The 13,186-nt window shown below is 31.1% G+C and carries 13 protein-coding genes; 7 read left to right on the top strand and 6 right to left on the bottom strand.

Going from position 1 to position 13,186, the window contains the following annotated elements; genetic code table 11:
* Positions 1–59 precede the first annotated feature (59 nt).
* Entirely contained in the window at positions 60–596 is a 537-nt protein-coding gene (gene hpt / locus BM072_RS01945) for a hypoxanthine phosphoribosyltransferase (protein WP_092906039.1), read from the top strand.
* Between the two features lie 7 nt (positions 597–603).
* On the top strand, positions 604–1,182 hold the full coding sequence (locus BM072_RS01950) for an adenylate kinase (protein WP_092906040.1): 579 nt from the start codon (positions 604–606) through the stop codon (positions 1,180–1,182).
* Between the two features lie 87 nt (positions 1,183–1,269).
* On the opposite strand, the gene BM072_RS01955 is transcribed toward BM072_RS01950, so the two are convergent.
* On the bottom strand, positions 1,270–2,151 hold the full coding sequence (locus BM072_RS01955; protein ID WP_245752023.1) for an alpha/beta hydrolase: 882 nt from the start codon (positions 2,149–2,151) through the stop codon (positions 1,270–1,272).
* 117 nt (positions 2,152–2,268) lie between these two features.
* Positions 2,269–3,306, bottom strand: a complete 1,038-nt coding sequence (locus BM072_RS01960) for a quinone-dependent dihydroorotate dehydrogenase (protein ID WP_092906042.1) — start codon at positions 3,304–3,306, stop codon at positions 2,269–2,271.
* A gap of 152 nt (positions 3,307–3,458) precedes the next feature.
* Here BM072_RS01960 and obgE point away from each other — a divergent pair, with 152 nt between their 5' ends.
* Positions 3,459–4,445: a GTPase ObgE gene (gene obgE / locus BM072_RS01965; protein WP_092906044.1), complete on the top strand. Its 987-nt coding sequence runs from the start codon at positions 3,459–3,461 to the stop codon at positions 4,443–4,445.
* A 22-nt stretch (positions 4,446–4,467) separates the two neighbouring features.
* Positions 4,468–4,788 (top strand): YbaB/EbfC family nucleoid-associated protein, encoded by a 321-nt coding sequence (locus tag BM072_RS01970; RefSeq protein WP_092906046.1) that lies wholly within the window; start codon positions 4,468–4,470, stop codon positions 4,786–4,788.
* Positions 4,789–4,865: 77 nt separating this feature from the next.
* Here the strand turns inward: BM072_RS01970 and BM072_RS01975 are convergent, their stop codons facing one another.
* Positions 4,866–7,064 (bottom strand): zinc-dependent metalloprotease, encoded by a 2,199-nt coding sequence (locus BM072_RS01975; RefSeq protein ID WP_092906049.1) that lies wholly within the window; start codon positions 7,062–7,064, stop codon positions 4,866–4,868.
* A 49-nt stretch (positions 7,065–7,113) separates the two neighbouring features.
* Here BM072_RS01975 and BM072_RS01980 point away from each other — a divergent pair, with 49 nt between their 5' ends.
* Positions 7,114–7,545: a hypothetical protein gene (locus tag BM072_RS01980; RefSeq protein ID WP_092906051.1), complete on the top strand. Its 432-nt coding sequence runs from the start codon at positions 7,114–7,116 to the stop codon at positions 7,543–7,545.
* On the opposite strand, the gene BM072_RS01985 is transcribed toward BM072_RS01980, so the two are convergent.
* The 3 genes from BM072_RS01985 to BM072_RS01995 form a co-directional block, all read right to left on the bottom strand.
* Entirely contained in the window at positions 7,506–8,282 is a 777-nt protein-coding gene (locus tag BM072_RS01985) for a rhomboid family intramembrane serine protease (RefSeq protein WP_245752025.1), read from the bottom strand. The two genes, BM072_RS01980 and BM072_RS01985, sit on opposite strands and share 40 nt — an antisense overlap.
* 67 nt (positions 8,283–8,349) lie before the next feature.
* The gene (locus BM072_RS01990) at positions 8,350–9,336 is read right to left on the bottom strand and encodes an ATP-grasp domain-containing protein (protein WP_092906055.1); all 987 of its coding nucleotides are present in this window, start codon (positions 9,334–9,336) and stop codon (positions 8,350–8,352) included.
* Complete coding sequence (locus BM072_RS01995) at positions 9,333–9,830, bottom strand: hypothetical protein (protein WP_092906057.1); 498 nt, start codon at positions 9,828–9,830, stop codon at positions 9,333–9,335. The genes BM072_RS01990 and BM072_RS01995 overlap by 4 nt, the downstream gene beginning before the upstream one ends.
* Positions 9,831–9,880: 50 nt before the next feature.
* Between BM072_RS01995 and BM072_RS02000 the strand changes: the two genes are divergently transcribed.
* Together BM072_RS02000 and BM072_RS02005 are read left to right on the top strand one after the other, a co-directional pair.
* Positions 9,881–10,531 (top strand): NRDE family protein, encoded by a 651-nt coding sequence (locus tag BM072_RS02000; RefSeq protein ID WP_092906059.1) that lies wholly within the window; start codon positions 9,881–9,883, stop codon positions 10,529–10,531.
* Positions 10,532–10,646: 115 nt separating this feature from the next.
* Positions 10,647–13,172: an ATP-dependent Clp protease ATP-binding subunit gene (locus tag BM072_RS02005; protein WP_092906061.1), complete on the top strand. Its 2,526-nt coding sequence runs from the start codon at positions 10,647–10,649 to the stop codon at positions 13,170–13,172.
* The last annotated feature ends 14 nt before the right edge of the window (positions 13,173–13,186 follow it).

Consider the following 13,186-nt stretch of genomic DNA (forward strand, 5'->3'; position numbering starts at 1 on the left):
AATTTTAGATAAATATGCGAATCTTTATTTAAAAAAGTATATATTTGAATATCTCAACAATGAAAGAAATAGAAATCCACGGTAAAAAATTTATACCGTACATCGCTTTTGAAGAAATAGAACATGCCATCAAAAATATGGCAAACGAAGTTTACGAAGAATACAAAGACGAAAGACCAATTTTTGTTGGCGTATTAAACGGAGTTGTAATGTTTTTCAGCGATTTCTTAAAACAATACCAAGGTGAATGTGAAATATCATTCTTAAAATTAAAATCTTACGAAGGTACAGAATCAACAGGAAAAGTTGAAATTGAGATGGATATCCCAATGAGTGTTGAAGGTCGCCACGTAATTATTTTAGAAGATATTGTAGATACAGGAAATACTTTGATTGAGTTACACCGTATCTTAAAAGAGAAAAAGGTGAAATCTTTAAAAGTAGCAACATTGTTATTTAAACCAGATGCTTACAAAAAAGACTTAAAAGTAGATTTAGTTGGAATTTCTATTCCAGATAAATTTGTAGTAGGTTACGGTTTAGATTACGACGGTCTTGGAAGAAATTTACCAGATATTTATCAAATAAAACATTAAAAATAAAATGCTAAACATTGTATTGTTCGGCCCTCCTGGTAGTGGTAAAGGAACGCAAGCTAAATTCTTAGAAGAAAAATACCAAACTCCGCAAATTTCAACAGGAGATTTATTTCGTTACAATTTAAAAAATGAAACTGAATTAGGAGCGTTGGCTAAATCTTATATGGATAAAGGTCAATTAGTGCCAGATGAGGTTACAACAAATATGCTTGTTGATCATTTAGATAATAATCCAAATCCGCAAGGTTTTATCTTTGATGGATACCCAAGAACTACAGCTCAGGCAGAAGCTTTAGATAAAATTTTAACAGAAAAATACCAAAGCGAAGTAAGTGTTACATTAGCATTAGTAGTTGATGATGAAATTTTAGTACAACGTTTGTTAGAGCGTGGTAAAACTTCTGGTCGTGCAGATGATGTTGACGAAACTATTATCCGCGATCGTATTACCGAGTATTATGCAAAAACTGCAATTGTAGCCGAGCATTACAAAGCACAAGGTAAATGGGTAGAAATAGATGGAGTAGGTACTATAGAAGATATTACTGAAAAATTAAACGCAGCAATTAAAGAGGTTTTATAAGAACAACTTTACATGATATAAAAAAAAGGATTCTCAAAAACGAGAATCCTTTTTTTTATTTTGAATATTTATGATTTAGAATCATGATTATTTTATAAAATTTGAAACTGATTTTTCCCATTCACTAGAAAAATGATTTAAATAATTTTCATGTCCTGCAGATTGAAATATCTTTAATTTTTTATTTTTTGAATTAATGTTTTTATAAATAGCATCAATCTCAATTCTTTTTACATTCTTATCTTTTGCTCCATACATTAAAAGAACAGGTTGTGTAATGTTTTTCGAATATTCATCAGGATTATGGTCAAAAGCCCAAAAACCATTTATTGTACCACCCCAAAAAATTAATAAATAGGAAAGAGGAAAAGTTGGAAGATTCATATTCTCAAATCTATTTTCTACAGTTTGTTGCATTGTTGCAAATGGACATTCAATAATTACTTTTTGAGGATTTAGTTTAAAATCAGAAATAGCTTTCATTATTGAAACAGCTCCCATAGAATTACCATAAAGTACGATATTACTGTTATTTTTTGAGGCATAATTATAAACCGTTTGCACATTATTTGCTTCTAAATAACCAATTGTAGTTTGATATCCTTCTGAATTTCCGCAACCCATAAAATCGGTCAAAATTGTTGAATATCCTATTTTATTAAAATATTCAGCATTTTTAATAAGTGATGATTTCTCTGATGAATAACCATGAAAAAGCAAAACAATTCCTTTAGAATTTGGAACAATATTTTCCCATATTTCGATCTCTACATTACTTTGTAATTGTTTTGTAACTGTATTGATTGGTAACTCTCCAATATATTTAGGTTTTGGATTATTAACACCAAAAATTAAGGTAGAAATTTTTTCTAATGTATTTAACTTACTTGGTGATTGAGTTTTGTTAGAATTCTCTTTTTTCGAAAAATGCGTAAATTTATATGAATGAAATATTGAAATTATATTCATAAAAATGAAACAAATTATTAAGCTATAAATTAAGAATTTGGATATTTTTTTTATTAACGAAATTTTTTTCATTAGATTCATTTATACAATTTTAAACGAAAAATAATTTTAAATATTTCACTTAATACCTTTGTTTACCAAACCTTTGCAAATGTTACTTACAATAGTTGGACCTTCGTATATAAATCCTGAATAAACTTGTAATAAACTAGCACCCGCTTCCAGTTTTTCAATTGCATCTTCTGCCGTATAAATTCCACCAACACCAATTATCGGAAAAGCTTTGTTCGATTTTTCTGAAAGATAATGAATCACTTCAGTAGAACGTTCTTTAAGTGGTTTTCCCGAAACTCCACCAGCTTCTTTTACAATTTCTGGATCAGATTTTAAACCTTCGCGAGAAATTGTTGTATTTGTTGCAATAACACCTGCAATTTTAGATTCGGAAACAATATCTATAATATCATCTAATTGAGAATCGGTTAAATCTGGCGCAATTTTAAGTAAAATTGGTTTCGGAATTTCATTCTGATTATTATATTGTTGCAAGTATTTTAGAATATACAATAATGGCTCTTTTTCTTGTAAATCCCTTAATCCAGGCGTATTTGGCGAACTTACATTTACTACAAAATAGTCAACATAATCAAACAAAGCATTAAAACATTTTACATAATCATCAACTGCATCTTCATTTGGCGTTAATTTATTTTTACCAATATTTCCACCAATAATGTAATTTTCGCGATGCGGTAATTTTTTTATTTGCTCTATTGCAAAATCAACACCTTTATTATTAAATCCCATTCGATTAATAATTGCTTCATCTTCTAATAAACGAAACATACGAGGCGCATCATTTCCGGGTTGAGGTTTTGGTGTAACTGTTCCAATCTCGATAAAACCAAAACCAAAGTGGTTCAATTCTTCAATATATTCGGCATTTTTATCGAAACCTGCAGCTAAACCAATCGGATTTTTAAACTTAATTCCGAAAACTTCTCGCTCTAAATCTGGATGATTAAATTGATAAAATTTATTCAATAATTTTCCAACACCAGGAAAAGCAGCATAATTTTTGAGATTCCTTGTCACAAAATGGTGCGCTTCTTCGGGTTGAAGTTGAAATAAAATTTGTTTGATGTGTTTGTACATGCTGCAAAATTAAGAATATCCAACTAATATTTAAATTAACATGTAAACTGTTTTAAATTATTTTGAAAGATTTTGATTATTAGCGATTAGATTTTAATATCAAAATTAGAAATCGTACTTTTGCAGACTATTTATATAAAAAAGAAAAAATTATGCAATCAAATTTTGTTGACTACGTAAAAATCAATTGTAGAGCCGGACACGGTGGTGCGGGTTCAGCAAGTTTGCATCGCGAAAAATATATCGATAAAGGAGGTCCCGATGGTGGAGATGGTGGTCGTGGTGGTAACATTACGATTGTTGGTAATTCTAACTTTTGGACTTTATTAGAATTTCGTTTTAAAAGACATTTCCGTGGATCAAACGGTGGTCGTGGTGGTAAATCGCGTTCTACAGGTGCAGACGGAGAGGATATTATTTTAGATGTTCCTATTGGTGTGATAGCCAGAGATGAAGAAGGAAACATTATTGGAGAAATTACGGATGATGGTCAACAATTGATTATTGCAAAAGGAGGAAAAGGAGGTTTAGGAAACTGGAATTTTCGTTCTGCTACTCGTCAAACTCCTCGTTATGCACAACCTGGTTTAGATGGTGATGAATTACAAGTAACTTTAGAGTTAAAAATATTAGCCGATGTAGGTTTAGTAGGTTTTCCAAATGCGGGTAAATCAACTTTATTGTCTGCTGTTTCTGCTGCCAAACCAAAAATTGCGGATTATGCGTTTACAACGCTTACACCCAATTTAGGAATTGTAGAATACCGTAACCATAAGTCATTTGTAATGGCGGATATTCCTGGAATTATCGAAGGTGCTGCCGAAGGTAAAGGTCTTGGACATCGTTTTTTACGTCATATTGAGCGTAATTCTACGTTATTATTCTTGATTCCTGCGGATGCTGCAGATTATGGAAAAGAGTACAATATTTTGTTGAATGAGTTGACAAAATTTAATCCAGAATTATTGGATAAAGAGCGTGTTTTAGCTATTTCTAAATCGGATATGTTAGATGATGAATTAAAAGCAGAAATTCTAAAACAATTACCAACAGATATTATTACAACTTTTATTTCGTCTATTACAGGTGAAGGAATTATGGAGTTAAAAGATATTTTGTGGGATAAGTTACACGATTAATTAACTATTAAAAATAAAATAAATGTTTGGAAATTTTGGAGACATCATGGGAATGATGGGGAAAATTGGTTCAATTAAAGATAAATTTTCTGATTTAAAAAATGATTTAGAAAGCGAAATTTTTACAACAACTTCTAATGATGGAAGCGTGAAAATTACAATGTCTAAATTAGCAACAGTTAAAGATATTGAATTGGCTGAAGGAATGGATAAAGAGCAAATTGAAGACATGTTAGTAATGACATTGAACAAAGCTTTGGAGCAAGTAAAAACTGAAGCTATTGATCGTGCTAAGAAAACGGCACAAGAAAATTTACCTCAAATTCCTGGAATGCCTTTCTAATCATTCAGAAAATAGAAAATAATAAAAATCCCTGAAAGTTAACTTTCAGGGATTTTTTATTGTATCTAAAATTATACTTACTTGATGATTAATTTAGAAGTTGATTGTCCTTCGTTAGAAGATACTTTTACAACATAAACACCAGCAGGTAATTTAGTTTCGATTTGTTTTTTGAAATTACCAGAAGCATTTTCTGAAGACGTGTAAACAGTTCTTCCGTTTAAATCGATAATTTCGATATTAACTTTACCAGAAACTTTTTGCTCTATTGTAAAATTTCCATTTGATGGATTAGGATAAATTAATGATTTTTTAGCATCTAATTCTTTTGTAGCTAACATTCCTGTCGAGAATTTTTTAACCGCTAAATAAATATTATCTACAGCTTCTATCATAATATAACCATTTGTTACATCTTTAGCATTTGTAGGTAACGGGAAATTTGCAGTTCCTGTATTGTCTACGGTTCCTAATTCTTCAAAAGTTTCTCCACCATCCCAAGAGATTGATATTTTTACTTTTTCAGTATTAATAGGAGCAATGTTTGTGTTTGCTACATCCCAAGTTACATCAAAATTAGAAACGTTAAGTAACAATTGGTTTTCTGTATTATTAGGAGTATTTACAACAAATGGTCCTACACCATCTACAGCCATTACTTTTACAGTTGCAGATTGTGTTTGTGGTCCTTCTGTATTACTATCTCTAGATGTTATTGTAAAATCGTAATTTCTTGCAACAGATGTTAACGATTCCCACACTACATTACCAGTACCTGCATGTAATAATCTATTTGATAATATAAAACTTAATTTAGGAAAATATCGATATGTTTCCTCTACAGGACTGAATGATCTAAAGTTTGGTCCAGCAGTTTTAGTTTCTTTTACTCTACTATTTGCAGCTGTTGTAGCGCTAGTTCCTGAATTGTTTTGTTCCCAAGTATTCATAAGAACATCATTTTCTGCATCAGTTATTTTAGCATCTAATTTAAAAGCTGTTCCAACAGGAATTCTGTACAATGATTTTTCTAATTCAATTTTTGGAGGTGTATTTAAAATAGGTTTTTCGATACCACAAGTTTTATTTTTTAGATTATTTTGAACTTGTAAAATACTTCTATACGTAAAATAATCATCAGAATTTGCTTGAACATTGTATGATGTAATTCCTGCATAACCCATAATTGTAGATCCACCACCTGGTTCTACATTAACACCAGTACCTTCGATATTGTTAGAAAATGTGTGATTTGCACCTATTTGATGTCCAATTTCATGCGCAACATAATCAATGTCAAATTTATCACCAAAAGGTTTTCTATCAGCTGGCGAAGTAAAACCACTTCCTTTGTTTGCATCATTACAAATACAACCAATACAACCAGCGTTTCCACCACCACCAGCGTCTCCAAATAAGTGGCCAATGTCATAATTTTCGCTACCAAATGTAGTTGTTAGGTGTTTTTGTAATTCACTATTCCAACTATTCATACTTGATGAATTTGAGTATGGATCTGTTGTAGGATCTAAGAAAATTAAGCTTTCTACATTATCAGCTAAAACAAAATTTAAAGCCATGTCTTTTTCAAAAACTCCGTTTACACGTGTCATTGTATTGTTCATCGCTTCAAGTGCTTTTTCTACTGTTCCACCAAAATATTGTGTATATTCTCCTGTTACAGATAAAGCTAAACGATATGTTCTGAATTTTTGATCACTGTGTTTTGCATCAATGTTTTCACCACTTTGTGCTGCAGCATGTTCGTTTTCTGTTAAACAAGCAAAATCATCTTTTGCAGATTTTTCGTTATGAACTTCAAAATATTTACCATCAGTAGAGTAAGTTTCTAAATATTCTGATTTTTCATTTGCTCTAAAAATAGTAGAACTAATACCAGAAGGTCCAGTACTAAAACGTAGATAAGCAGAAGGATCTTCTAAACTTTTTCCTACATAAGAACGAATGTTAGAGAATTTAGTTTGAAGTTTTTCTGAGAAATTAGATGCTTCCCAAATTTCAAAACGTTCAAGATTACCATTAATGTTAGGCATTGTAATTACAATCCCTACTTGGTCTGAGTGACGTTGCGCTACGTTTGTTAATTTTTGATCTAAAGTTTTACGATCTAATGTAAAGATTTTTTGATTTCTCTTATCCTGATACTCTCTTTTAGCCGATGGATAAGCTTCAGCTTCACTAACGGACTTCCAATTCTGCCCGAAAGTATAAGTCCCAGCTAGTATAATAGCTAGGGAAATTGTAATTTTATTCATGTTAAGTGTTAATTTGAAACTAAATTAGTTAAAATAAATTGAATACACCATGAATAAAAGTTTAAAAACAGTGATTTTGTCTTTTTTTGTTGTTAGTTGTTCTGTAAACAGTAACAATAAATTAAACGACAATAATCGATTAGAAATAATTAGAAATCAAATTACAAGAGGTAATTCTCAAAGCCAAATTGTAAATAGTAATGAAACATTAATTGTTGTCAATAATGATACAATAATGAAGAAAACTAAAAAAGAAGATTGGCAAAAAATAGAAACAATGCTTCATAAAATAGAGTTGTCTAATTTAGAAATGATTGTTGTTGACGAGTCTGCAAAAGCACACCAATATGATGGAGCACCAATAACTACTATCACGGTAAAAGATGGTACGAAAAATTATTATTCACCAAGTTATGATACCGGTAAAGCACCAAAAGAAATTCATGATTTAGACGAATTTTTAAGTTCATTATCCAAATAATTTAGTTCTTCATCAGTCAAAGAATCTAAATATTCAGACTTTTGACGCTCTTGTTCTAAATAAGTATTCCATAATTGCTCTTCGCGTGGATCATAATAATTTTCTTGATCCCATTTTGGAGTATCTTTTTGTGGACCAATTTTTCTGAATAAATAAGCGAAAAAAGCACCCGTTATAAATCCACTTAAATGTCCTTCCCACGAAATTGAATTATTTCCAACTTCGGATTTTAATTGTGGTAAAATTTCTTGTGGAACCATACCCCAAATCATTCCGCCATATAAAACAATTATAATTAAAGAAACCGCCATTAAACCACGTTCTTTTCGAATAACACCACTAAAAAATATAAAAGAAGCCAATAAATAAACAATTGTACTTGCACCGATATGGCAACTTACGTGATCATCTAAAAAAGGAGGATTTCCGATAATCCAAAGTAAAATTCCAGAAATTATCCATCCAAAGAAAATAACATAATACGCTAATCTATCATATAACAATAAAGCTAAAAAGCTAAGAAAAGCCAAAGGAAAAGTGTTGCTCAAAATATGTTTCCAACCCGAATGAAAAAGTGGTGAAAAAAGTATTCCTTTCAATCCAACAAACGTTCTCGGAATAACACCATAACAACCTTCTGTTTCGTATCCATTTATCTGAAATAGAAAAATAATCCACATCGGAATTAAGAGTAATATTGGAATTATAATGGTTTTTTTAGGAAATGGATAATTCATAAAATTGATTTGTAAAATCCTTTTCAATCTTTATTCCCTTTCAAAAAATATGACAAATGTGGTTAAATTAAGTTGTGTAGCGCGCCATAATTTCTTTAGCAAGTAGCTTCCAATCGGTCCATTTTATACCAATTTTGTTGTTCTGAACGGCAATTTTATGTTGATAATCTAAATGCTTAAGCACTTCTTTGTAGGCTTTTAACAAATTATAACTTGGGTCGTAAATATGTGTAGCTTCAGAATTTGCACCGTTGATTTCGAGTATGACAAAATTTCCGTTCTGAAAATATTCCAAATTTTTTGCTTTCAAATCGATTCTTCCGTAAAAAAAACCATCAATTTTTTTAGCAATTTCGTCGATTGTTTTTTCGAGTTGAATCGTTTTTAAATGACTTCCATCCAAAAAAATTGTTCCACGACTATGATTTCCAATTGGTTCGACTAATTTTTGTTCGCCATTTGCTAAAACTGTAGAAAGTTCGTCTTTATAACGCTCAAACAAATAATCTTTTCGGTAAAATGCACGTAAATTTTGATTGATTAATTCTTTAAAAGTAGATTTTCCATCGCCAACAAACGCTAAAAATTCTTTTGTTGTAATCGAGATTATTTTTCCATTTTCTTCATTTGGTAATCTCACATAAAAAACACCAAATTCAAATTTAGAATCAAAGTATTCTTGTAAAATTAAATCGCGGTTATTTTGTTTAATATACGTTTCCCAATCGGTTTCATTTCTGATTAATTCAACACCAATTCCACGTTCGCCAATATTTGGTTTTGCAATAAATGGGAATTCAAACGGTATTTTTTGCGTTGTAAATTCTTCAAAAAAAACAGTTTTTGGTTTATACTTTTCCTCAATTTGATTAAGCAGATTAATCTTTGGATAGTTCATAAAACCGCCCCATTTAATGCCAGGATTTGCGGCGCAAAAATAAGCTGGCGCTCCAGCTTTTAAAATTTTGTAAATGTACCAAGGCGTTAATGGTCCATAAAATAACCAAAACGACCAAAATTCATATCGCGTCCATTTAGTTAGTTTCGGATTCATTTTTCTTGCTTTTGAAAATGAAGCGTAGACGAAGCTATACCAAAATTTGTAGGAATTTTTACGGTAGGAAAAGTTGTAGTTAAAGCAATTTTAAGAATTGCAAAATGATGAATACTATGATCAAAACAATACATTAATTCGCGTTGATTTGTAGATTCTATCAAAAAAGAATCGTTGTAATAATTTTGTTTTAGCTTGATTTTTTTCGTCAAATCTAATTGCAAAAAATTATCATTTAATTGATTAATAATATTCAAACTTTCAATCACAGAAGTTTCCCATAAATAGTTACGCTTGCGCTCATCATAACAAACACAACCATTTTGTTGCGCTTCTATAAAGCAAAAATAAAACTCAATAATATGTCGAAAATGTTGACCAATTGTTCCGTTCGAAATAATTTTCAATTCCTTTTGATACATGTCGTCATCAAATTGTAAAAGAATTGATTTTATTTCGTTAAAAGAATGTGCTATGGTTTTTTGAATACTCATAAATCTATGCAAAGATAAATTTTTACATTTGAAGTAAATTGAAAAATGAGATGTGTATAGTCAGTTTTTATAGAAAGAATGATGAATTTGTTTTAACGCACAACAGAGATGAGGAAATAAATCGTGATTCTTCGAAAGAAATTATCGAACAAAAACGATTTGATAAAACCTATTTTTCGCCTGTTGATGAGCGCGCAAAAGGAACTTGGATTTTTTATTCGGAAGATTTTATTGCGTGTATTTTGAATGGTGGAGAAGAAAAACCAACACATTTTAAAGCATCTTACAGAGAAAGTAGAGGAATTATTTTATTAGATTTATTGAAGTATGATTCTGTAAAAGAATATATTGAGACTGAAAATTTGACAGACATTGCACCTTTTACCATTTTTGTGTTTGAAAGAAAAAATAAAAATGCGTACCTTTTGTATTGGAACGAAAACGAATTGAAGGTAGATGATGTCTCAAATAAAGAAGTTGTAACGTGGTGTTCGTCGACATTGTATTCGCCTTTGCGTAGAGCGGAAATTGATGCAATTTTTAAATTAAATAATGATTTAGAAACGACTCAAATTTTTGAGTTACACAATCAATTAAAGATGAATAAAGGTGATATACACGATTTTTTAGCAACAACATCAATTTCACAAATTATTGCGAATCATTCAGAAATTGATATGAAATATTGTCAGTTATTTTAGATTTAGTAGACAATAATTGTATATTTTTAGGATTCATTAAATCAATTCGGACAAAGGCATAATTTATGCTAGTATAAACCAGAATAATTATATTTGTTAAAGACAGCTTAAATAAATGAACGATAATTTCTCACAACAAGTAAAGGACGTTATTTCTTATAGTAAGGAAGAAGCGTTGAGATTAGGCCATGACCAGATTGGAACGGAACACCTTCTGTTGGGAATTATTCGCGACGGTGAAGGGAAAGCAATTTCAGTCTTAGAGGCATTAAATGTAGATTTAGACGAAATGCGTCAAAAAATTGAAAACCTAAATCCTCCAAAAGAAACAGATGGTAATAATATAAAGAATTTGAGTTTGACAAAACAAGCAGAAAGAGCGTTAAAAACAACGTTTCTAGAAGCAAAATTGTTTAAAAGTCCAACTGTAAATACAATTCATCTTTTATTGTGTATTCTTCGTAATGAAAACGATCCGATTACAAAATTGATGAATAAACTTGATATTGATTATAATACAGTAAAAGAGGAATTTAAATTTCAATTCCAAGACGAAGAAATTCAATCGCCGCGTGCAGAGAATCCTTCTTTTGATGGAGGAGATTCTGATAATGATTTTGAACGTGCATCAACAAGTAAAACAACTTCAAAAAGTAAAACACCCGTTTTAGATAATTTTGGACGAGATTTAACAGCAGTTGCACAAGAAGGAAAATTAGATCCAGTGGTTGGACGCGAAAAAGAAATAGAACGTGTTTCTCAAATTTTATCGCGTCGTAAAAAGAATAATCCATTGTTAATTGGAGAACCAGGAGTTGGTAAATCTGCAATTGCAGAAGGTTTAGCATTGCGAATTGTACAACGTAAAGTTTCGCGCGTTTTGTTTAATAAACGTGTTGTAACATTAGATTTAGCATCTTTGGTTGCAGGAACTAAATACCGTGGACAATTTGAAGAGCGTATGAAAGCCATCATGAATGAATTAGAGAAGAATGACGACATTATTCTTTTTATTGATGAGTTACATACAATTGTTGGAGCAGGAGGAGCTACAGGCTCTTTAGATGCTTCAAACATGTTCAAACCAGCATTAGCTCGTGGCGAATTACAATGTATTGGTGCAACAACATTAGATGAATATCGTCAATACATCGAGAAAGATGGTGCTTTGGTACGTCGTTTTCAAAATGTGATGGTAGAGCCTACAACACCAGAAGAAACATTACAAATTTTACACAATATAAAAGATAAGTACGAAGCGCATCACAATGTAAATTATACAGACGAGGCGTTACAAGCTTGTGTTAGTTTAACAACACGTTATATTACAGATCGTTTTTTACCAGATAAAGCAATTGATGCTTTGGATGAAGCAGGTTCTCGTGTACACATTAAGAATATAAAAGTTCCACAAGAAATTTTAGATCTTGAAGAAAAACTAGAAGAAGTTCGCGAAGAAAAAACGAAAGTTGTAAAATCTCAGAAATACGAAGAAGCAGCTCGTTTACGCGATTCGGAAAAACAAATCGAAAGCGATTTAAAACGTGCACAAGCACAATGGATGCAAGAATCTAAAGAAAATCGTGAAACGGTTACAGATGAAAATGTTGCAGAAGTTGTTTCGTTAATGAGTGGTGTTCCTGTGCATCGTGTTGCAGAAAAAGAAATGAAAAAATTAGCTCAAATGAATGAGTTAATGAAAGGAAAAGTAATTGGTCAAGACGAAGCTGTTGCTAAAGTTGTAAAAGCTATTCAACGAAATCGTGCCGGATTAAAAGATCCAAACAAACCAATTGGTTCATTCATTTTCTTAGGAACAACAGGTGTTGGTAAAACACAATTGGCAAAAGTATTAGCGAAAGAGATTTTTGATTCTAATGATGCATTAATCAGAATTGATATGTCTGAGTATATGGAGAAATTTGCGGTTTCTCGTTTGGTTGGAGCACCTCCGGGCTACGTTGGTTACGAAGAAGGTGGGCAATTAACAGAAGCTGTACGTCGTAAACCATATGCGGTTATTTTGCTTGATGAGATAGAAAAAGCGCATCCAGATGTGTTCAATATTTTATTGCAAATTTTAGATGATGGACATGTAACAGATAGTTTAGGACGTAAAGTTGATTTCCGTAATACGATTATCATTTTAACATCTAACATTGGTACACGTCAATTAAAAGAATTTGGAGATGGTGTTGGTTTTGGAACTTCAGCTAAAAAAGATACGGCTGACGAACGTGCAAAATCTACAATAGAAACAGCTCTTAAACGTGCATTTGCGCCAGAATTTTTAAATCGTATTGATGATATTGTTTTCTTTAATTCATTAACAAAAGAAAATATAATGTCGATTATTGATATTGAATTAGCTAGTTTATTTGAACGATTAACAGCGCTTAATTACCATTTAGAATTAACTACAGAAGCAAAAGATTTTATTGCAGATAAAGGTTTTGATAAAGAATATGGTGCTCGTCCACTAAAACGTGCAATCCAAAAATATATCGAAGATCCGATGGCAGAAGAAATCATTAATGCAGAAATTAGTGAAGGCGATCATTTATTATTAGAATTAAATGAAGCCAAAGATGGTGTTAAAATCTCTGTAAAAGAGAAAACACAAGAAGAAAAATCAGAATAATAACTTGCTAAGTT

Origin of the sequence: Algoriella xinjiangensis (genome assembly GCF_900115015.1) — a bacterium.
GTDB classification, from domain to species: Bacteria; Bacteroidota; Bacteroidia; order Flavobacteriales; family Weeksellaceae; genus Empedobacter; species Empedobacter xinjiangensis.